The sequence below is a fragment of the Bacillus sp. FJAT-29790 genome (assembly GCF_019039215.1).
Taxonomy (GTDB): domain Bacteria; phylum Bacillota; class Bacilli; order Bacillales; family Cytobacillaceae; genus Cytobacillus.
Genome location: NZ_JAHNZZ010000001.1, coordinates 1910086 through 1930969, shown reverse-complemented (window position 1 = coordinate 1930969; position 20884 = coordinate 1910086). Strand labels below are relative to the sequence as shown.

Here is a 20884-nt window from a genome sequence, read left to right as displayed (position 1 = left end):
TTTGATAAATTAGCCTTCACTTCAGGGTAGGCTTTTTTAAAAGAAGAGTTCGCAAAGTAATAGAAATTTTGCAAATAAGCGTTACTATTTTTCACAAGGGGGATATGGAAAATGGAAAAAGACGTTAGAATTTTAGTGGTAGATGATGAAGAAAGAATTCGTCGTTTATTAAAAATGTATTTGGAGCGGGAAAATTATATAATTGAGGAAGCAGAAGATGGGAATGAGGCATTAGCCAAGGCATTGGCACATGATTATGACGTCATTCTACTTGATCTGATGATGCCTGGAAAAGACGGGATCGAAGTGTGCCGGGAATTAAGAGAGATGAAAGCGACACCGGTTATTATGTTAACGGCTAAAGGGGAAGAAGTTAATAGAGTACAAGGCTTTGAAGTTGGAACAGACGATTATATCGTAAAGCCGTTCAGTCCTAGAGAAGTAGTTCTTCGTGTTAAAGCGTTATTGCGCCGTGCATCTACGACTACTTTTGTTCAAACCGAAACAACGACAAAAGATGTGATTGTGTTCCCACATTTGACGATCGATCACGATGCACATCGAGTCACTGCAGATGGAAAAGAAGTAAGTTTAACGCCGAAAGAGTATGAATTGCTTTACTTCCTAGCAAAGTCTCCTGATAAAGTATTTGACCGTGAACAATTACTTAAAGAAGTCTGGCATTATGAGTTCTTTGGAGATTTAAGAACGGTCGACACCCATGTTAAACGCTTGCGTGAGAAATTAAATAAAGTTTCTGAGCAAGCGGCAAAAATGATTGTCACTGTCTGGGGTGTCGGTTACAAGTTTGAGGTTATTAATGAATGATGTTTTGGCGAAGTGTTGTAGGTAAACTATGGTTTACGATTCTTTTGCTTGTTTCTTTTGTTTTATTTATATTAACAGTTATGCTACTAGAGTTTTTTGAGAATTACCATATTAATGAAACAGAAAGAGGACTGACGAATACGGCACATAAAATTGCCACAATCCTCGATGAGCATGATAGAGACATTGGGTTAGAAATTTCTTGGGAATTGGTTGATGAAGATACAAATATCGTTATTATTAACAATCCGAATGAATTTTATTATTCACCTAATCAGAGTCTTTCACCCCAGCCTTTGACGTTTTTTACAGAGGATCAGGATTTAAAAAAGGTATTAACTGAACGGAAGACAGTCCAAAAAGTTTCCTCCATTATTGAACATAAGAAAGAAAATAATGATGAATCAAAAATTTTAATTATTGGTGTTCCTTTAAAAGAAACGACTAGCAAAGATGGGGCCGTTTTTATTTATCAATCGTTAGAAGTTATGCAAGAAACGACCCGGACAACGACTAAATTTATTTTTCTTGCTGCAGGTGTCGCGATTATTTTAACTACCATATTTGCCTTCTTCTTATCTACTCGGATTACAGCACCGCTAAGGAAAATGAGAGAGGCGGCTTTTGAGGTGGCAAGAGGGAAATTTGATACGAAGATTCCCTTCCCTTCCCATGATGAAATCGGTGAACTAGCGACTGCTTTTAACCAGATGGGCAAGCAGTTAAAGTTTAATATGAATGCACTAAGCCAGGAGAAAGAACAGCTGGCAAGTATTTTAAGCGGAATGGCAGACGGGGTTATTACATTTAACAGGGATGGAACGATTCTAATAACAAATCCTCCCGCCGAGCGCTTCTTGCAAAGCTGGTATTATGAGCAAGATGAAGATGACAAGAATCCTTCCGCTGTTCCTTCAAAAGTAATGGAGCTTTTTCAGTTAGCTGTTGATACGGAAAAGGAACAAGTTGGCGAAATCTCGATCCAAGGCAGATTTTGGGTGATGATTGTAAGCCCGCTTTACAATCAAAAATATATTCGTGGAGCAGTGGCCGTTATTCGGGATATGACTGAAGAAAGACAGCTCGACAAGCTAAGGCAAGATTTTATTGCGAATGTTTCGCATGAACTGAGGACACCTATTTCCATGATGCAAGGGTATAGTGAAGCAATTGTCGATGATATTGCAGGAACAGATGAAGAGAAGAAAGAGATGGCTAGCGTTATTTATGATGAATCACTTCGAATGGGCCGGCTTGTCAATGAATTATTGGATCTTGCAAGAATGGAAGCAGGGCATATTCAATTAACAATGGAAGATGTAGAAGTACATCCTTATATACAAAAAATCATCAGAAAATTCCACGGTCTTGCAAAGGATAAAGACATTCAATTAAGTCAAAAGCTGGACGGTCAGGATATTAGGATTAACGTCGACCCTGATCGCTTGGAGCAAGTCCTGACAAACTTGATTGACAATGCCATCCGCCACACGCCAAATATGGGGAATGTTACCGTCTCGGAACACAGTGATGAACAAGGATTATATATAGAAGTGACGGATTCGGGATCAGGTATCCCTGAAGAGGATTTGCCTTTTGTTTTTGAACGCTTTTATAAAGCGGATAAGGCAAGAACAAGAGGGCAATCCGGGACTGGATTGGGATTAGCCATAGCCAAAAATATCATTAGCGCACATAAAGGGCGAATCACCGTACAGAGCAAGCTCGGGCATGGTACGACATTTTCCATCTTTATTCCTCGAAATATCGAATAAAATAGACAATCATGCCGATTGTTCTTGATCCATGAGAAACATTCACTTAATCGCGAAGTTATTATTAGGAAAGAGGAAGGATTTTCAGAAAATCCTTCCTTTTTTCTATAGGTAATACTATATTTATAGATGTAACTTTTATTTAATTATTAACGACTATATTATTGAACGGGGAGGGGAACCGATGGACTCCGTTTTTGATGAATTATATAGAAAATATCATCATGACGTTTTTCAATTTCTTTTTTATATGGTTAAAAACAAGGAACTAGCTGAAGATCTTGTTCAAGAAGTTTATATTAGAGTGTTGAAATCTTATGAGCGGTTTGAAGGGAAAAGCAGCGAGAAAACTTGGCTGTTCTCCATTGCCCGAAATGTGGCCATTGATTCTTTCCGAAAACAAAAAGGCTGGAAGCAAAGAATTTTAGAAAAATTTGATTGGTCAACCCAGCAAGTAAAGGACGAAAGTCCTATCCCAGAGGAAATCGCCATGCAAAAAGAAGAAATCCAGCTGATTTACCAGTGCCTTGACCAATGTACTGTCGATCAAAGAATGGTCATTGTTATGAGATATATACACGAGCTTTCCATAACGGAAACAGCCGAAGCATTAGCCTGGACTGAAAGTAAGGTAAAAACAACGCAGCATCGGGCTTTAAAGGTGTTAAAAAAGCATATGGAAGAAATAATGGGAAAGGAGGGGATCAATAGTGAGGAAGTCAGAGTGGAGCGATGAGCAACTAGAGGAATTATTAGGCCAAATGCCGAAAATAAAAGATGAGCGGCCTCCGCGAGAAATCTACCAAAATATCGCTGTCAAAATAAAAAGGCGTAAACAGAAAACATGGATCATGCCGGCCGCCGCCGCTGCTGCTGCTATACTCCTATTTATTATTCTCGCTCCCAATCTTTTGAATTGGCAGAATTCCGAAGAAAAGTCGATGGAAATCGCCACAGACAGATCTTCAACAAACTCGAAATTAATGATGGAGGAAGCTGCTGATTTACCAGCTGACAATCAAAGTCGTAAGGCGGATCATTCCGTCCAGTCTCATACCGAATCAAAATCGGAAACGAATATTGAGTCAGAAATAAAAACAATTGCGATTGAAGATAATGCGACCGCTGTTTATGAGGAAGATATCGGCGGGAAAGTAGTTTTGACTTACGCTGTACCGGATAAAAATGCCCAAAATCTTGTGCCCATTAGCGTGCTTGTTTCAAAGGAAAATAATAAATCTAATTTTGATCTTTTTAAAGAGAATATGGGAAAACTGACTGAAGAAGAATGGGGATTAAGTGACTATTATCCGTTAAATGCGGAATTAAGCTTTGACGAAGAAAGCAGAGTTTTGACGGTTGATGTACCTGCTGATCATTCGTATAGTATGTCTACTACGACAGAATCGTTTTTTAAACAAGTTCTCACTCGTACGATGACAACATTGGACATTAAGGAAATAAACTTGATGACAAAGGGAAATCCCGGAATTGAATTTAGTCATTTTGGCCTATTAAAAAATATCATTCCCGAAAAAGATCCCGGCAATCATGCTTATTATTTTTATTACCCGAACGGTACAAAAACAAAGCCTTTAATTGTTCCATTTGGTGAAAAACAAAATTCAATAAAAGAGGCCTTTACCGCAATGAAAAAAAATCGGGAAGAAGCGAATTTACTTGCTTCCATTCCCGCGGAGATAAATTTTGAAACTGAAGTAGATCCAGCGGACAAGAAATTGACCATTCGATTCATAAAAGGCTCAAAAATAACGAATGATGAGACTACGCTAAATACGATTGAAGCGATCCTACTCACAGCCAAAGAGTTCGAATATCAAACAGTGAAATTGGAAAATGCAAATATTGGCAATATCGGCAGATTTGAGTTAGACAATGAAATAAAGGTTCCAGTTGCTGCAAATAAACGGATTCTGCCATAATAAAAGACGAGCCAATCGGTTCGTCTTTTTTGCGATGGGAAATTTATTAGACATTTCATATTGAATATTGGAAGGTTCTAAAATAGGACATGCCAACATAGGGTAAGAAGGGGGAATATAAGTATGGAAGCAAAACGAGATTGATAAGGAGGAAAAATATGCGGGACTACATAATGCGTTTCATTATTGCAGGCATCATGGCACTCTGTGTCAGTTTGTTATTTCTGGGTGGAAAGAACGGACAAGCTTCTTTTAATGAAATCGAGAGGCAAAATACTGCTGATAATGTCCATTTGACAGGGTAGAAAGCTGAAACATATTATTAAAAAATTATTAAAAAAGAGGATGACTCAAAAGGCTTTTTCCACACTTCGCTGGCTATATAACGAAGTGTAGCTGAGGTTTGCCATTGGGAGTCATCTTCTTTTGTTTGCCCTAAAATTTATTAAGATTGTACGAAGCTCTTAAGTGGCATGCTAATTGTATTTTTAAGTTATCCTCTGGGTTATTAAAGTCAATATATAAGAGTTCTTCCATTCTTTTTAACCGTTTGTAAAGCGTATTAATATGAATATGAAGCTGTTTAGCTGTTTCGGCAGCTGACTTGTTCATTTGAATATAAGTAAGGAGTGTATGTTCTAGTTCGTGATGGTTCTTTTCTGCAAAGAGTGGCGCAAATGTCTCTTCTAAAAACCGTTCGATTTCATGTGGCTGCTGATGAATAAATAGGCGGTTTACCCCAATGTTTTCGTAATGAATAATAGTAGATTCTTCACGATTGGCCAAATAAGCAAGCGCTTTTTCGGCTTCGTCGTAACTTTTTGAAATATTTTCAATCCCTCTATAAGTTGAACCAATCCCAACTGTTAAATTTTGTCCCCCATTATTTTTCCACATTCTAATTAAGTTTGCGAGTTTTTCAGTCATTTCTACCTGTGCAGAAGGATGATCCGTAGAGATGAGAAGATTGACTTTATTATGAAAACCATAGATTAACAATTGAAGCGTTGGAAAGCTCTTTTTAATAAATGATACTAAGCGGTGAATGTTCGCTTCTAAAAGTTGCAAGTCATGATATGTTTTAATTTCAAATACGGCTGCACATATATAGGAGGATGGAAGCAGCCCGAAATCTTTTCCTTGTTTATAGAGTGACTCGGGATTTGTAGTTTTAATCAGTGCAGTGAAATATTCATGGGTTTTCTTATAATAAATATCAGTCAACGTATGCTTTTTTACTAATTCTAATGCAAGGATCGCACCCCCTTGTTCAATCGTTACGATATCCAATTTGCTAAGCGGATTAGTAGCTGCCGCAATTAAACAGCCCAAAAAAGCGGTTCCGTTATTAATTGGATAAAGATAATAACAGCCGTTTTCATCGCCCTGAATGTCGACATAGTGAGGGGCTTGATTCGGTAGCATTTTTTTTCTAATTTCTTCATAACTAAAGTTGTGCCGCTGGCTTTGATGGCAGCAAAGAAATTCATCCTCAATACAATCATAAAAGCAAATCGGAATTTCTACCATTTGGGCTAATTCGGTAATAATCGTTTTAGCACCTTTATTTTTTAGAGAAATTTGCGTTAACGTTTTATGAACTTGATTGCGCTTGTTTAATACGGCATTCTTTTCCGTTAACTGCTGGCTTAACTCTGTCAGCTCTGCTATATTATTTTTTATTTCAGAAAAAAGTTTTGCATTTTGGATAGCAATCGCAGCTTGGGCTGCAAAACCTTGTAATAAAACGATATCCCGGTTCGTTAAACTGCCTTTTGCGAAAAATTGGTGTACCATCATCACGCCAATTCGCTTTTCCCCAATTGAAACAGCCACACAAATTCCCCCTGTAAGGAGATGGTCATCAATAGATGAAATAATATGATGGTAATTTTCCTCCGTAATCTTTTGTTCACTCATCGCATCCAATATTTCTTTTCGAGAATGGTAAATTCTCGTTTTTCCATCAAGGAAAGTCATTCCTGTAATCGATTCACCGCTTTTCGGCCGGAAGTCGTTGATGTGTTCATTGAAACCAACAGCGGCTTTTAGAACAAGACGCTCACTCGACTTGTCATATAGCTGTAAATACCCCGCATCTGCTGCAGGGATCACCTTGATGGCATTGCGAACGATATTCGATAACACCTCGTCGGTATTGATTGCTGAATTTATGGATCTCGTTGTTTCCATAACTACTTTCCACTCGTGATCTCTCTTTTGAATCATCTCCTGACTGTATAAAGGATAGAAATAGTAATGCAACTGTTCGAGCATTTCATCAGTGAGCAGCAAATTTTCTTTAATAATGCAAAGACAAATATGGAACTCCTCCGGATAGAAAAAGAAGTAGAAAGTCATCCCGTTGTTGCTATTAATCGTATAAGTTTTAACGGTTTTTAAAAGTGAAAAAAATGGCGGTGAAAAAGATTTATTGCTGCCATTACTATAAATATGTTTTTGTTCATGCTGCTGACCTGCCCAAATTTGATAAGGGGAATTTTTGATAATTTTATCTAAATAGAATAAGGCTGATTTTACAATGTCCATTTTAACCTCCTGGTGTAAATACATACATATTAATAAAATAAATTGGTAAAAACCTACATTGAAATATCCTAATAATCATTTTATAATTTTTATAAACATTTGAAAAGTATGAAAATTTATTATTCTTACAACTCAATAAAAATAAATGGAGGTTTTCACATGCAAGCTCAACTTTTTAACAAGCTAGAGAAACTTTATCCTGAAATGGTCGATATTCGCAGGGATCTTCATATGAATCCTGAACTATCATTTCATGAGGTGATTACACCAAAGAAAGTAGCAGAATTCCTAACGAATTTAGGTTTGGAAGTGAAAATAGGAGTTGGCGGCAGGGGTGTGACTGGATTTCTTCAGGGAGGAAAACCAGGGAAGACCGTCGCATTGCGGGCCGATTTTGATGCCTTGCCGATTCAAGATGAAAAAGATGTTGAATACAAATCGAAAGTTCCTGGTGTAATGCATGCCTGTGGTCATGATATTCATACTGCAGCATTACTTGGTGTTGCTAAAGTGCTTAGTGATGTGAGAGACGAAATTGAAGGAAATGTAGTGTTTATTCATCAGTTTGCCGAAGAGGTGATTCCTGGCGGAGCAAAATCGATGATTGAGGACGGCTGTTTGGATGGAGTAGATGTCATTTACGGAGCACACGTCTCTTCCATGCATCCGTTTGGAATGATCGGCATTAAAGAAGGGTATGTAGCAGCTTGCGGCGATACATTTGAAATCGACATTCAAGGCAAAGGCGGTCACGGAGCGACTCCTCATTTAACGATTGACCCAATCGTGACTGGCAGCCAGATTGTCATGAACTTGCAGCAACTTGTGAGCAGGCGTGTTGACCCGATCAAAACAGCAGTTGTTACAGTTGGCGCATTTAATAGCGGTAGTGGGTTTAATGTGATTCCAGATAAAGCGAAAATCATTGGAACGGTTCGGACGTTTGATGAAGATGTAAGGGATATGATTGAGGAACAAATGAGACAAATTGTAGAAAGCACATGCAAAGGCGCAGGGGCTGTCGCAAACTTCAAATATACTCGGGGCTACCCAGCTGTCTGGAACCATCCTGAGGAAACTAAGAGAATTGAGAAACTTTCGACTTCGTTGTTTGGAGAAAACAATGTTCAACATACCGAAGCGATGATGGGAATGGAAGACTTTGCTTATTATGTGAAGGAAGTGCCTGGTACGTTTATTTGGGTCGGCGGAGCTAACCCTGATATCAATGCTACGTACCCACATCATCATCCGAAGTTTGATGTTGATGAACGAGCAATGATCCATATTGGAAAACTATTTATTAGTGCTGTTTTTGATTTTCTTTCTGAACATTCATCCACACCGACATCAAGCTTTGTCATGCAGGAGAACTAGGATTATTTGTAAGCGCTTCCTTGAATTTGAACAAACTTGGGACGGAAGCGACATTCTACTATAGTTATGGAGGAATTATGATGAAAGCTGCGATTGCTTTACTTTCCTTACTTCCGTTTCTCGGTATGTTAGGATTTCTGCCATTTGTTAACAAAGTAGAACCGTATGTGTTAGGATTACCGTTTGTGTTTTTTTGGGTTATAGTCTGGGTTGTTTTGACATCGGTTATATTAGCCATCGTTTATAAACTTGATCCTGCGAATAAGGAAGGTGAGGTAGAATGAACTTAGCCCTTTTAGTTATCTTTGGTTTTTTACTCTTTGCACTTTATTTAGGGATTAAGGCGAAAAAAGGAAAAGATATGAGCCTAGAAGAATGGACAGTTGGAGGGCGGGGCTTTGGTGCAATTTTTGTCTTTCTTTTAATGGCGGGTGAATCCTTTACGACCTTTACTTTCCTAGGCGCAAGCTCTTGGGCTTACGGAAAAGGCGCTCCTGCTCTTTACATTCTCGCTTATTTATGTCTTATTTACGTCTTAATCTACTGGATATTCCCGACAATCTGGAAATATGCGAAAGATCATAATTTAGTTTCACAATCGGACTTCTTTGTTAGTAAATATAAAAGTAAATATTTGGGGGTTCTTGTTGCCTTTATCGGTGTCGTATCAATGATCCCCTACATTGTCCTCCAATTAAAAGGACTAGGAATTATCGTTTCTGAAGCTTCCTATGGATCGATTTCTCCGACCGTTGCCGTTTGGATTGGGGCTGTCGCCGTTACCATTTATGTGATGATTTCTGGTATTCATGGCTCGGCTTGGACTGCCATCATTAAGGATATTATGATTTTTGGTGTCGTTGTCTTTATCGGAATTTATATTCCTTTTCATTATTATGGAGGAATAAAGCCGATGTTTGAGTCAATCAATGCGGCTAGTCCTGGATTTCTAACGATTCCAGATAAAGGATTGAGCATGTCTTGGTTGATCTCTACCGTTATCATGACTGTATTTGGTGCGGTAATGTGGCCTCATATATTCGTTTCTGCTTATTCAGCAAAAAGTGCTAAAGCACTTCGAAAGAACGCTATATTTACACCGCTCTATGTTGTCATGCTGCTTTTTGTTTTCTTTGTCGGATTTGCCGCAATCGGTCAAGTTCCAGGTTTAGAAGGTTCAGCAACCGATCTTGCCTTGCTCCGGATTTCGATTCAAACATTTGATCCGTGGTTTGTTGGAGTAATCGGTGCAGCGGGTTTATTAACAGCATTAGTTCCTGGCTCCATGCTTTTAATGGCTTCCGCAAGTGCACTAGCTAAGAACGTTTATAAAGTGGTCGTTCCTTCGGCGACGGATCGACAATTATCAACTCTTGCAAAATCCTTAGTCCCTGTGATCGCCCTTATCTCCGTATATTTTACGTTAAATGGCGGAAACGGAATTGTTACCTTACTCTTGATGGCTTATAGTTTTGTTACACAATTATTTCCAGCTCTGCTCGCTTGTTTAATGAAGAATAACTTTGTTACGAAACAAGGAGCTGCTGCAGGTATGATAGTGGGGATGTTCGTAGTCGGATATATTGTGACTACCGGTTCATCAGTCGGAACATTGTTCCCATCATTGCCGCAAGCTGTACAAGAATTGAACACAGGAATTATTGCCCTCATTATTAACGTTGCTGCGACAATTATTGTAAGTTTATTAACAAGAAACTTAGGAGTTCAATCATCTGTAAAGGGCAAAGCACAATCTGCATAATTAATATTTAACATCTTATTCAAAGAGCAAGAGGATACTCAAATAGGCCTATTTCTCATCTGCACAGTTGGTAAATCGTAGCCACAGTGCAGATGGCTGCCTATTGGAGTCATCCTCTTTTAATTGACTATTATAGTGGGGAAAAATGGAAAATGAATCTTTATTCAAGCTTTATAAGGATCACAATATAATTCGATTGATTGAAACGATGTCATCAAGCTGTTTTACCAATTCCAATGAATGATCTTCAGTAGATTTATCAGTTGAAAGCACCATAATTGCTTCTCCGCCTGCTTGCTTTCTTCCAACCTGCATCGTTGCGATATTAATTGAATGATCACCAAGTATTTTTCCTACACGGCCGATCACACCAGGACGATCCATATGCTGTACATAAAGCAGGTTTCCTTCAGGAAGAAAATCAATATTAAATCCATTTAAATAAACAATTCTAGGCCCGTAATCTTCAATATAAGTACCTCTGACAGTAAATGATTGTAGCTCGCCCTTTGCGGTTACTGTAATACAATTTGCATATCCGAATGAATCAGCGGAAATCTTTTCTCCGACTGTAATACCCCGCTCTTTTGCCGTAAGCATTGCGTTTACTTCATTTACATTCACAGCAATTCTATTTTTAAAGAAACCAGCTAGCATAGCTTTCGTTAAATAGGTCGTTTCTAATTCCGTTACACTACCAGAATACGTAATCGAAAGCTCTTGAATGCCTTCTTTCATACTTTGAGAGAGAATAGTGCCTAGTTGCTTTGAAATTTGATGAAATGGGCGAATTTTCTCGAAAATATCTTTAGAAATCGTTGGTAGATTTATCGAATTCGAAACAGGTTTATCCTCCAAAAAGTAGCGTACTTCTCTCGCAACTTGGGTGGCAACGTTCAATTGTGCCTCCTTCGTTGAGGCTGCAAGATGGGGAGTTACGATAACGTTATCAAACTTCAGCAACGGATTCTCTCCTGGTGGCTCAGATTCAAAGACATCCAGAGCTGCACCCGCCACATGTCCACTACCAATAAACTTCGCGAGGGCTTGTTCATCAATAATTCCGCCACGGGCACAGTTTAGAAAGAATACACCCTTCTTAGTCTTGCTTAGCGTACTTTCATTGATCAGTCCTTTTGTTTCATTTGTAAGCGGAGTATGAACAGTAATGATATCAGCATACTCTAACACATCATCAAGGCTGGAAGATTCAACCCCAAGCTTAATTGCTCGATCTTTTGTTAAAAATGGATCAAATACTTTAATCGTCATTCCAAAGGCTTTTGAACGTTTAGCAAGCTCTGAACCGATTCTTCCCATCCCAATAATACCTAAAGTTTTTCCGTATAATTCCGTTCCGATAAAAGCATTTCGTTTCCACTCTAAGTTTTTCACCGTTTGATGTGCTTGCGGAATATTTCTCAAAAGCGAGGCCATCATCGCAAAGGTATGTTCGGCAGTGGAAATTGTATTTCCATCAGGAGCATTTACGACAACAATCCCTTTTTTTGTTGCAGCATCGATATCAATGTTATCGACACCAACACCTGCGCGAGCAATGATTCTGAGTCGCGGCAGCTTGCTAAGTAATTCTTCAGTAACCTTTGTCGCGCTTCTAACAAGCAACGCATCGACCTCTTCTAAAGGGACATCTGGATCATCCGTCTTCTTTTGAATAATATCGGCATTTTCCATTTCAAGTAGCGGCTGAAGTCCTTCTTCACTGATGGAATCGGCAACCAGAATAGTAAACATCAAAACACCTCATAGTTAATGAATGATTTATTTTCAGATAATTCTACAAGACGAATAATCTTCTGTCAATTCGAAAGAATGTCCTTCTTTACAATGGAAGTGCTTTAATTTAATGGCTCTGTTAAATGTAGCTGTTGATTTCCGCTGCAGGCACTCGCTTTCCGCGGGCGGTCGGGGAGCCTCCTCGTCGCTAACGCTCCTGCGGGGTCTCCCCTGACACGCTTCTCCCGCAGGAGTCTCGCGCCTTCCGCTCCAATCAACAAGTGCAATTATCAACATTAAGTTTTAACACAGCCAATTTAATAAAAGTCGGTAAATTGTCATTAATATGGTAAATGAATAGGGAAAAGCATTCTTTCTTCCCATTTTGATTTAATTTCAGTATAATAGAATTTGTATAATAAAATACGGTCTATCTTCGGGGCAGGGTGAAATTCCCGACCGGCGGTGATGAGGTTTTTTCTCTAAGCCCGCGAGCCTAATATTAGCTAGGACAATGATCCAAATTGAAGCTATGAATAGACTGCAGCTGCAATGCTGCTTTTGATCTAGTTTTATTTTTTGGAGAAGTCGAAGCTTAGGGCAGGATTTGGTGTGATTCCAAAGCCGACAGTACAGTCTGGATGGGAGAAGATGGAGGTTCTGCAGACGTTCAAAAAATGCAGGTTTTGGACGTTTATTAAGTGAGCCTTTGTAATCTCCCTCAAGTGTTTCGCTTGAGGGTTTTATTTTGCATTGGCGCTCGTTGTCTGCTGAACCTTTCTTCTATAGGAGAGATAGTCCTAATAAGGAGAGAGGAAAATGAAAAGACTTTCGATTAAAGCTTTAGTTTCAATTGGGATGCTTAGCAGCATTTCATACATTTTGATGCTGTTGAATTTTCCGGTGCCGCCATTTCCGCAATTTTTAATGATTGACTTCAGTGATATTCCTGCATTAATCGCTGCGTTAATCTTTGGTCCAGCAGCTGGGATTTTAGTTGAATTATTTAAAAATATTTTGGATTATTTTATGACAGGAAGTGCGACGGGCGTTCCGGTTGGCCATATTGCTAACTTTATCGCGGGTATCCTGTTCGTGTTACCGACATATTTTGTCTATAACAAGCTAAAAACTAGAAAAGGCATGACATTTGCGTTAGTCATCGGCACGTTAATAATGGCTGTCATTATGAGTGTGCTGAATTATTTTATTATTTTACCAGCATACACATTCTTTTTGAATGCGCCGTTAATGTCAGCGCCAGAAATGCGCACGATGATTGTTACTGCTATCTTGCCGTTTAATATCGTTAAGGGGTTATTCATTACAATCGTGTTTATGTTAATCTTTGCCCGCATGAGTCCTTGGATAAGCAAGCAGGGCTCGTATAAAAACGCGGCTTAATATAGAAAAGTCAAAAAGCAACGGCCTGCACCGTTGTTTTTTTGTTTGACAAAAAAACTCCCTTTCAATTTTGAAAGGGAGTCGTAGCTTAACGATATCGAGTTATTTCTATTCGAATTTAAGTGCGTCACCATCGAATGATTCGTCAGCAACTTTAATTGAATCTGTTGGACAGCCTTCGAATGCATCCATCATATCATCGATTAATACGTCAGGAATTTCAACGATTCCTTGGTTATCATCTAGTGTAACGAACGCAATGCCTTCGTCATCATAATCATAAATATCTGGTGCTGCTGCTCCACATGCACCACATGCGATGCAAGTCTCTTTGTCAACGATTGTAAATTTAGCCATGAAAATAACCTCCCAAGATTATAAACAAATTATTCATTATGTTTTCCGTTGTGAAGATGGAAACGCATTCCTCATTCCTATTGTAAGACTGATTGGCCAACTTTTCAATAGAAAAAACATTGAGAATGTTTATCACACAAAGGTTTGATGAATGACTGAAAAAGTACGAATTAATTACGACGATGTTTTTTTATTCATGTTAAGATAGAGATGGAAATTATTTTAATATTAAAGTTCTGCAAACGTGGTGGTAGTATGAATAACTCTTTTTTAAATATGCTAGTTTTGTATTGTTTACATAAAATTGCCGGGGAACGAACAATCTATTCGATCCTTCATCTCCTAAATGGGAAAAAATCATCACAAACCATTCAGGATGCACATTTATTTCAGTTGACACCCCTTTTTAATACATTTTCTTCCCTCGGCCGATCTGGATTGGAAAACTTGGTAATCATGTTAGAGGAAGAAGGTTCGGTCGAACGCTATGGAGAGCAAAGTTATCAGGTAACATTAGCTGGAATGGAACGGCTTAACGCATTCTTTGGAAATCATCCTTTTCCCTTGGGATTAAACGGCTGGAAATTCCATCGTTTATCAGAACTGTTTTGGGAAAGACTTACCCTTGCTGTTCAAGTTATTTCACATCTAACGAATAGAGATTCTAAATATATTCCAATTCAACGAAAAAAGGAAATTCACCATTGGCTGAAAGGTTTTTTGCATCATTCAAGATTAAGCCGGGACGAATTAGGGGCGGAAATTTACCGTGAGTTAGTTGAATGTTTAGAATCAAATGAAGAATTAAATCCGTCTATCCTTGTAATAAGATTAACAGGCCACAAGAATATCGGATTAACTTCTTCCCAGGCTGCTGATAAACTAAAGATGGATCATGATGATTATCACATCCAATTCCTTGCCATTCTTCATTATATGTTAGAGACAGTGCAAGCGAAACCAAGTGAATTTCCGTTATTAAGTGAGCTTATTGCAGATCAAAATGATACTGCTCCGCTAACGCAATCAACTAAAAAAACCTTTAGCTTTCTGGAAAAAGGCTATCAGGTTGAAGAAATTGCGAGAATACGCAAGCTTAAAAAGAGTACAATCGAGGACCATATTGTTGAAATTGCTTTAAATATCAACAGTTTCGATATTGCTCCATTTGTAAACATGGAGAAGCAGAACTTAATTATAAGAGCTGCAAAGTCAATCACGTCAAAACAGTTAAAACATATTCGCCAATTCGTTCCAGATGCGGACTATTTTGAAATTCGTCTAGTTTTAGCAAAGGCTGGTGATGAAAGTTGAAACTTGAAAATCTTTTGATGGAGCGTTTTAACTATTCCGCATTTAGACCGGGACAGAAGGAAATTATTTGCTCTATTTTAGAAGGAAACAATACAATTGCTATGCTGCCTACCGGGACGGGAAAATCATTATGCTACCAGCTGCCAGGCTATATGTTAAATGGACAAGTTGTGATTATTTCCCCGCTCTTATCTTTAATGCAGGATCAGGTTGAACAGTTAATGATGAACGGGGAAAAACGAGTCATTGCTTTTAATTCTTTTTTATCATATGAAGAGAAAAATCAGGCTTTGGCACGCCTCAATAAATACAAATTCATTTTTCTCTCACCCGAGATGCTGCGAGCCGAAAGTGTAATTAGACGGCTGAGGGAACTAAAGATTGCATTATTTGTCATTGACGAAGCCCATTGCATTTCCCAGTGGGGCTATGACTTCAGGCCAGACTATTTAAAGCTTGGGGAGGTCAGAGAGGAACTTGGCCAGCCATTAACACTTGCTTTGACAGCAACCGCGACGCCAGCTGTGAAGGTGGATATTACCGCTTCCCTTGCTTTGAACAAGTGGAATGAATTTATTTATTCTGTAGACCGCCCGAATATATCCCTATCTGTAGAAAACATAAACTCCTATCAGGAAAAAACAGAAAGACTTATTGAACTTGTAAAAAGTTTTGCGGGACCTGGCATTATTTATTTCTCAAGTAAGAAGCTTTCTGAACAAATGGCCTCCCTTTTAAAAGAAAGAGGGGTCGCGGGAGTGATGGCTTATCACGGCGGGATGGAGCAAGAAACGAGGATATTAATCCAGCAGCAATTTATATACGGCCAATTGGATGTGATTTGTGCAACAAGTGCCTTTGGAATGGGGATTAATAAGGAGAATATCCGTTTTGTCATTCATTTCCATATGCCGCCTCAGCTCGAGTCGTATTTGCAGGAAATTGGTCGGGCTGGAAGAGATGGTAAAAGAAGTATTGCCATTCTCCTATATTCTCCAGGCGATGAACAGCTTCCTTATCAGCTTGCAGAAGGGGAGCTTCCGAGTGAAGTGCAGATTGATTGGCTATTTCATTGGCTGGAAGAAAATCCGCATGCAATGAAGGATATTGCTCCGTTTGAAAATGAAATTAAAAGAATTTCAGGGTTGACAGACATTCAATGGAGATTAATAGTGGATTTTCTTCAAGGATATGAACATGTACATTTGAAGCAAAGTGCCGGCGAATTAAAATCGATGATAAATAAGCGTATGCAAGTAAAAAGGAAAAAGATTAGTGAAATGTACAAGTGGACGCAAAAGCCCGAGTGCCGCAGAAAAAATGTCTTGAAGTATTTTCAAGAAGACAAGACAATAGAGATAGAAAACTGTTGTGACTGTTGTGGCATTGATTTGAAAGCCTTCTATCCGAAAACAAAAAGACAAAAGTTGGTCGAGACTGGATTTGATTGGAGAAATCATTTGGCGGAAATTCTTTTAAGTAAGTGAGCGAATAAGATGAAAGATAAATATTCAGGAATCATTAAAAAGCTTTCGGATCGGGAGCTATTATTCCATCTATATTTAACGCAGTTACTACTATTAACGATTTCGATTATTTTAGGTATGATATTATTTGACAGTTTCAAAGAGTTTCATGAATTGTTTCAATGGAATGATATAAATATTTGGCTGATCGGCGGTGTGGGAGGACTGGCTGTTGTCCTGCTCGATCTCGTTTTAATGAGGCTGCTGCCATCCTCTCTTTATGATGATGGCGGGCTAAATGAGAGAGTTTTTCGCGGCCGAAGCGTCTTTCACATCGCGTTCATTGCAGCGATTGTAGCTTTCAGCGAAGAATTATTATTTCGAGGAGTAATACAGACACATGTGGGGCTATTCTTTTCCAGTATCATCTTTGCCATTGTTCATTACCGTTATTTGTTTAATTGGTTTTTGTTCTTAAATATTATTATTTTGAGTTTTATTATTGGTTATCTTTTTTTCATCACAGAAAATTTATTGGTTACCATGTTTATGCACTTTATCATTGATTTTTTACTCGGGTTGCTTTTAAAATACCGTAATAACAAACAGGAAGGGATGTTCCATGAATAAAGAAGATCCTTACAGAGATCAAGCTGAAAGGCTCCGGAAGAAAATAGTAAAAAAACGGGAGCCAGATGAGAATTTAATTGAAAAAGAGTCAATGCCGCCAAGAAGCAGGCTCCATCGTGAAAAAAAGAAAAAAACCAAGTGGAAATTAAAATATCCTGTTATTCGTCTACTTGCTTTGTTTTTCATCCTGCTGCCCATTACGATCTATAGTATGTACAATTATTTAAGCCGCGGGCATCTAGGCAACTCGGAAAAGGCAAGTTCCAGTCAACCAGGCTATGAAACAGTGGAAAAGGAAAAAGAGACGAAAGTAGAGGAAAGGGAAAAAGAAAAAGAAAAAGAAAAGGAAACAGAAACAGAAACGATTCCTCCAAGTGAAAAGAAGGCATCAGGTGGCGAAAAAGCTGTGGAAGCTGAAATATCAATTCCAGTACCTAAGCCCCCTGTGGTAGGCGATTCAGGTGATAAAGGCTCGATTTCCGATGAGAATAAGGAAAGTCCAGAAACAGGAGCCAAACCGAAAGAAGATAAGCAGGTAAATGTACAAGAAGAACCTGCCGTTCGGTATCATACTGTACAGCCGAATGAGACGGTTTATCGGATTGCGATGAATTATTATCAATCCCCATCAGGTATTGAAATTATCAAAAAAGCAAATAACCTAAAAGGCAATGAAATCCTAGCTGGTCAAGTTTTGGTGATACCGAAGAGTAATTAATTTTTAATAATTAAAAAACAGTTGGACTCCAATTCCGCCTTCATTCATATAATCTTGTACAAGCTCATACATTATGATGAAGAAATGGAGGGGGATCATGGAAACGTCAATTAAAATGCTTGATGAAAAAACTGACCAGGCGACAAGGCAAATGCTTCAGAAAGTAATCGAAAGGAAAATGAAATTCGATCATATGAAGCAACGACATTTACTTGTCATGTGGGCAACAGTTTTGATGTCGTTTATTTACTTCATTTATATTTACTATACCGTGATGAAACCTTATTCTTATTCTTTTGCGTCCATGTTTTCTGTTTATGTCAAACAATCAGCGAATCTTTACTTTCTAATATTAACTGTCGGACTGTATGGACTGATGAATTTATTGCGAGAGAAAAAGGACAAGGCTGAAAAAGAGTACCATGCGCTTCGATGCGAAATCATCGACAAAAGTAAGGATTTATGGAAAAAAGAAGAAGAATGGAAGAGCAGACATACCGTTTTTGAAATGATGAAAGTGAATTATGATATTAACTTGTATCATGAAAATAAATAAGGAAAGGAAGCAGCCAATCGGATTGCTTCCTTTCTTTTTGATTAAGAGTCAGAGACAGAGACAGAGACAGAGACAGAGACATTTCAGTTAACTATCCGTATCCAGCTATTTACTTTTCTGACTTAAAGCTAACGAGTGGTTGGGATGTTTTTCAGGGATAACTGTGAGTGAATATTGGGTGTTACTTGAGTATGTGCCTGACTTTGGTTGCACTTTAATTGAAGAAGCATCATATACAATTGGAGGAATAACCATAAATATCAAAGCTGCTGTCACACATAAAACTTCTTTTTAAACATTTTTTTCACCTTAGGAAATGATAGCCAATATGCTTTTGGTTTTGGAAATGCACAAAGGAGGGGACCATTAGATGAGCTTTTTGGGAGTGTACACTAGCCAAAGTGCTGCGTATCTTGATGCCATCTATGCTGCATTAGAACAAGGGATGGCCGCTAAAGAACTAGTTTGTTCCATTACTACTGGTTTTCGAAGTATTCCATCTTTGCGGGTGGCACCGGGACTCAATCCGTACCATGCTTCTGTAGCTGACATTGGCTATGGATTTGATGCAGTACAAGGAACGATTAATAGGATTCGTCAGGGTGAAACTCTTTCTTTCGTAAAGGAATTGTTTGTGTTTGATCTTGATACACTGCGCATCAGTGTAAAACAATTAACTCCCAATTTTGAACTGGTCGTAAAAAAAGCAACCCCTGATGTTTTTCATCTGATTGAGCAAAGTCGCTATTTAAATCATGAAATTGCAGAAAGAATCAAGGAAGCATTAAACCTCGGTAAGGCGCTACTTGGTCCTGAATGGGAACAGATTCGGAAACGGGTCGAGAATATACAAGCAATCCCACGTCTGTAAAAAGTATTAAGGGGGGACGATAAAATGCTTGTTTCAAGAACACTAATTTTAAGTGTGGCGGAGCAGCAGCGATTGTTAGATTGGTGGAAAACAATGGACTCAGCCAAGCTAGTTGTACAGCGTTTAACTTCATTAGTAAGTGAACTACGGATGAATCCGGAATCAAGTCATGCAGATGGAATGATTCTTTTTTACCGGGCAATCTCTGAGATTTCATATGGGTATGCAGGTGTAAGAGGTGGAGTCCGCCGTGCATTTACAAAGGAATATAGCACAGCTCTTCAGATCAATATGGTGATGTGCCACAGCTTCGCACCTAAATTTGCCGTTGATGCGAAAATTCTTCTCGAACGCGTGGCTAAGCAAGTAACTGGAAATAGAGCACTCGAATTGATACAACAGATAAGAGAAACGTTAATAGAAAACGATAAGATTTTATATGAATTAAAGATAAAAGCTCATGCTTTCTTTGGAAAAGATGCCTTCCAGGATATGCAAGAAAAATTGAGGGAGGATATGACCTTACTTATGTAATCATGACAAAAGCATATTGGCCAAATAAAATTCACTGACCTTTAGTGTGGTTGTATCCATTAATGGAATACGTCAGGGTGCTGATGCTCTTCAAAATGACTTCTATGTTCATTTCTGGGGTAAAACACCGTTTAAATAATGATATCCTATCCTAAATGTTTTTGAAATTTGCGGGTATTATTAATAAATATTAGACACAATAAATCCGAATTGAACTTTTACAATGATCGAGAATCTTTCCTCGAAGGTCAAAGAAAAGGGTTGTGGAAACAATTATGAAAATACACTCATTAATTGCTATACTAATTTTTTCAATTTTGTTCACATTCTTCTCGATTACACAAGTGCAAGCTGCAAGTAAAGATTACGTTTATATTAAAGTAAATTTATGGTCAAATGAACTACTTGTTATAGAAAATAATGAAGTAATTAAACGTTATCCCATATCTCCAGGAACAGAAAATTCTCCCACTCCAATTGGAATTTTTAAGGTGACGGGAAAATCAAAATCATGGGGAGGCGGGTTTGGTTCAAGATGGTTAGGTTTAAACGTTCCTTGGGGCATTTATGGAATACACGGAACAAATAAACCAAGTTTAATCGGTAAAAATGTAAGCAGCGGTTGTATTCGTATGCGGAATGAAGATGTAGAATCGCTGTTTGAAATCATTCCAAATGGGACAATGGTCCATATAGATGGACCGCTTACTGGGACGGGGAAGGGAGAGTTTAAAAGTTTATCTATAGGTTCAAAGGGCAATTTAGTCCAGCTTGTTCAAGAGAGATTAAAAGCGATGGGGCTGTATCATGGGACGGTTGATGGAATTTACGATTTAAAGACAGAGAGGGCAGTTGAAAAATTCCAAAAATTGAATGACTTACCTATGAGCGGTGTAGTCACCATTCAAGTATATATGCAATTAGGGTTGTTAGAGTAAAGGGACTAACTTATAAAAAACGGATTAGAGCTGAAGAATAAATCCTTGGCATCATCCGTTTTTTTATTTAATAATTCCTTTAAAGTTGGTCGCTTATATGCTGGGTATTTTTTTTTTTTTTTTT

At 38.3% G+C, this 20884-nt stretch carries 20 protein-coding genes and 1 riboswitch; of the genes, 17 read left to right on the top strand and 3 right to left on the bottom strand.

Annotated features, from left to right (window positions below):
* Positions 1-111 precede the first annotated feature (111 nt).
* The 5 genes from BGM26_RS09185 (at position 112) to BGM26_RS09165 (ending at position 4851) form a co-directional block, all read left to right on the top strand.
* A complete protein-coding gene (locus tag BGM26_RS09185) occupies positions 112-828 on the top strand; it encodes a response regulator transcription factor (protein WP_217039532.1) in 717 nt (238 codons plus the stop codon).
* Complete coding sequence (locus BGM26_RS09180; RefSeq protein ID WP_217039531.1) at positions 825-2603, top strand: ATP-binding protein; 1779 nt, start codon at positions 825-827, stop codon at positions 2601-2603. The genes BGM26_RS09185 and BGM26_RS09180 overlap by 4 nt, the downstream gene beginning before the upstream one ends.
* Before the next feature lie 184 nt (positions 2604-2787).
* The gene (gene sigX, locus BGM26_RS09175) at positions 2788-3339 is read left to right on the top strand and encodes an RNA polymerase sigma factor SigX (protein ID WP_217039530.1); all 552 of its coding nucleotides are present in this window, start codon (positions 2788-2790) and stop codon (positions 3337-3339) included.
* The gene (locus BGM26_RS09170; protein WP_217039529.1) at positions 3314-4546 is read left to right on the top strand and encodes a hypothetical protein; all 1233 of its coding nucleotides are present in this window, start codon (positions 3314-3316) and stop codon (positions 4544-4546) included. The genes sigX and BGM26_RS09170 overlap by 26 nt, the downstream gene beginning before the upstream one ends.
* A 158-nt stretch (positions 4547-4704) precedes the next feature.
* Positions 4705-4851, top strand: a complete 147-nt coding sequence (locus BGM26_RS09165; protein ID WP_254119168.1) for a hypothetical protein — start codon at positions 4705-4707, stop codon at positions 4849-4851.
* Between the two features lie 130 nt (positions 4852-4981).
* Here BGM26_RS09165 and BGM26_RS09160 read toward each other — a convergent pair whose 3' ends face one another.
* Positions 4982-7096, bottom strand: a complete 2115-nt coding sequence (locus BGM26_RS09160) for a helix-turn-helix domain-containing protein (RefSeq protein WP_217039528.1) — start codon at positions 7094-7096, stop codon at positions 4982-4984.
* Positions 7097-7255: 159 nt separating this feature from the next.
* Here BGM26_RS09160 and BGM26_RS09155 point away from each other — a divergent pair, with 159 nt between their 5' ends.
* The 3 genes from BGM26_RS09155 to BGM26_RS09145 all read left to right on the top strand — a co-directional run bounded on the left by BGM26_RS09155 (position 7256) and on the right by BGM26_RS09145 (position 10235).
* Positions 7256-8473, top strand: coding sequence for a M20 metallopeptidase family protein (locus BGM26_RS09155; protein ID WP_217039527.1), 1218 nt, complete (start codon positions 7256-7258; stop codon positions 8471-8473).
* An 80-nt stretch (positions 8474-8553) separates the two neighbouring features.
* A complete protein-coding gene (locus tag BGM26_RS09150) occupies positions 8554-8757 on the top strand; it encodes a DUF3311 domain-containing protein (protein WP_217039526.1) in 204 nt (67 codons plus the stop codon).
* Entirely contained in the window at positions 8754-10235 is a 1482-nt protein-coding gene (locus BGM26_RS09145) for a sodium:solute symporter family protein (protein ID WP_217039525.1), read from the top strand. The genes BGM26_RS09150 and BGM26_RS09145 overlap by 4 nt, the downstream gene beginning before the upstream one ends.
* A gap of 180 nt (positions 10236-10415) precedes the next feature.
* Here the strand turns inward: BGM26_RS09145 and serA are convergent, their stop codons facing one another.
* Positions 10416-11990: a phosphoglycerate dehydrogenase gene (gene serA / locus BGM26_RS09140; RefSeq protein ID WP_217039524.1), complete on the bottom strand. Its 1575-nt coding sequence runs from the start codon at positions 11988-11990 to the stop codon at positions 10416-10418.
* 410 nt (positions 11991-12400) lie between these two features.
* Positions 12401-12629: riboswitch (FMN riboswitch) on the top strand.
* Positions 12630-12791: 162 nt separating this feature from the next.
* Between serA and BGM26_RS09135 the strand changes: the two genes are divergently transcribed.
* Positions 12792-13376, top strand: a complete 585-nt coding sequence (locus BGM26_RS09135; protein WP_217039523.1) for an ECF transporter S component — start codon at positions 12792-12794, stop codon at positions 13374-13376.
* A gap of 108 nt (positions 13377-13484) precedes the next feature.
* Here BGM26_RS09135 and BGM26_RS09130 read toward each other — a convergent pair whose 3' ends face one another.
* Positions 13485-13733, bottom strand: coding sequence for a ferredoxin (locus BGM26_RS09130; RefSeq protein ID WP_217039522.1), 249 nt, complete (start codon positions 13731-13733; stop codon positions 13485-13487).
* 255 nt (positions 13734-13988) lie between these two features.
* On the opposite strand from BGM26_RS09130, the gene BGM26_RS09125 reads away from it, so the two are divergent.
* From BGM26_RS09125 to BGM26_RS09090, 8 genes are all read left to right on the top strand, one after another.
* A complete protein-coding gene (locus BGM26_RS09125; RefSeq protein ID WP_217039521.1) occupies positions 13989-15047 on the top strand; it encodes a YpbB family protein in 1059 nt (352 codons plus the stop codon).
* Positions 15044-16534: a RecQ family ATP-dependent DNA helicase gene (locus BGM26_RS09120; protein WP_217039520.1), complete on the top strand. Its 1491-nt coding sequence runs from the start codon at positions 15044-15046 to the stop codon at positions 16532-16534. The genes BGM26_RS09125 and BGM26_RS09120 overlap by 4 nt, the downstream gene beginning before the upstream one ends.
* A 9-nt stretch (positions 16535-16543) precedes the next feature.
* Positions 16544-17143 (top strand): CPBP family intramembrane glutamic endopeptidase, encoded by a 600-nt coding sequence (locus BGM26_RS09115; RefSeq protein ID WP_217039519.1) that lies wholly within the window; start codon positions 16544-16546, stop codon positions 17141-17143.
* Positions 17136-17861: a LysM peptidoglycan-binding domain-containing protein gene (locus BGM26_RS09110; protein WP_217039518.1), complete on the top strand. Its 726-nt coding sequence runs from the start codon at positions 17136-17138 to the stop codon at positions 17859-17861. Before BGM26_RS09115 ends, BGM26_RS09110 begins: the two co-directional genes overlap by 8 nt.
* A gap of 97 nt (positions 17862-17958) precedes the next feature.
* A complete protein-coding gene (locus tag BGM26_RS09105) occupies positions 17959-18417 on the top strand; it encodes a YpbF family protein (protein ID WP_217039517.1) in 459 nt (152 codons plus the stop codon).
* A gap of 370 nt (positions 18418-18787) precedes the next feature.
* Positions 18788-19288, top strand: coding sequence for a hypothetical protein (locus BGM26_RS09100; protein WP_217039516.1), 501 nt, complete (start codon positions 18788-18790; stop codon positions 19286-19288).
* A 24-nt stretch (positions 19289-19312) separates the two neighbouring features.
* Complete coding sequence (locus tag BGM26_RS09095; RefSeq protein ID WP_217039515.1) at positions 19313-19822, top strand: hypothetical protein; 510 nt, start codon at positions 19313-19315, stop codon at positions 19820-19822.
* Between the two features lie 275 nt (positions 19823-20097).
* Complete coding sequence (locus BGM26_RS09090) at positions 20098-20760, top strand: L,D-transpeptidase family protein (protein WP_217039514.1); 663 nt, start codon at positions 20098-20100, stop codon at positions 20758-20760.
* Positions 20761-20884: the final 124 nt, after the last annotated feature.

Coding starts and splice junctions, on each gene's coding strand:
- BGM26_RS09185 (WP_217039532.1), top strand. CDS start 112: ATGGAAAAAGACGTTAGAATTTTAGTGGTAGATGATGAAGAAAGAATT.
- BGM26_RS09180 (WP_217039531.1), top strand. CDS start 825: ATGATGTTTTGGCGAAGTGTTGTAGGTAAACTATGGTTTACGATTCTT.
- sigX (WP_217039530.1), top strand. CDS start 2,788: ATGGACTCCGTTTTTGATGAATTATATAGAAAATATCATCATGACGTT.
- BGM26_RS09165 (WP_254119168.1), top strand. CDS start 4,705: ATGCGGGACTACATAATGCGTTTCATTATTGCAGGCATCATGGCACTC.
- BGM26_RS09160 (WP_217039528.1), bottom strand. CDS start 7,096: ATGGACATTGTAAAATCAGCCTTATTCTATTTAGATAAAATTATCAAA.
- BGM26_RS09155 (WP_217039527.1), top strand. CDS start 7,256: ATGCAAGCTCAACTTTTTAACAAGCTAGAGAAACTTTATCCTGAAATG.
- BGM26_RS09150 (WP_217039526.1), top strand. CDS start 8,554: ATGAAAGCTGCGATTGCTTTACTTTCCTTACTTCCGTTTCTCGGTATG.
- BGM26_RS09145 (WP_217039525.1), top strand. CDS start 8,754: ATGAACTTAGCCCTTTTAGTTATCTTTGGTTTTTTACTCTTTGCACTT.
- serA (WP_217039524.1), bottom strand. CDS start 11,990: ATGTTTACTATTCTGGTTGCCGATTCCATCAGTGAAGAAGGACTTCAG.
- BGM26_RS09135 (WP_217039523.1), top strand. CDS start 12,792: ATGAAAAGACTTTCGATTAAAGCTTTAGTTTCAATTGGGATGCTTAGC.
- BGM26_RS09130 (WP_217039522.1), bottom strand. CDS start 13,733: ATGGCTAAATTTACAATCGTTGACAAAGAGACTTGCATCGCATGTGGT.
- BGM26_RS09125 (WP_217039521.1), top strand. CDS start 13,989: ATGAATAACTCTTTTTTAAATATGCTAGTTTTGTATTGTTTACATAAA.
- BGM26_RS09115 (WP_217039519.1), top strand. CDS start 16,544: ATGAAAGATAAATATTCAGGAATCATTAAAAAGCTTTCGGATCGGGAG.
- BGM26_RS09110 (WP_217039518.1), top strand. CDS start 17,136: ATGAATAAAGAAGATCCTTACAGAGATCAAGCTGAAAGGCTCCGGAAG.
- BGM26_RS09105 (WP_217039517.1), top strand. CDS start 17,959: ATGGAAACGTCAATTAAAATGCTTGATGAAAAAACTGACCAGGCGACA.
- BGM26_RS09100 (WP_217039516.1), top strand. CDS start 18,788: ATGAGCTTTTTGGGAGTGTACACTAGCCAAAGTGCTGCGTATCTTGAT.
- BGM26_RS09095 (WP_217039515.1), top strand. CDS start 19,313: ATGCTTGTTTCAAGAACACTAATTTTAAGTGTGGCGGAGCAGCAGCGA.
- BGM26_RS09090 (WP_217039514.1), top strand. CDS start 20,098: ATGAAAATACACTCATTAATTGCTATACTAATTTTTTCAATTTTGTTC.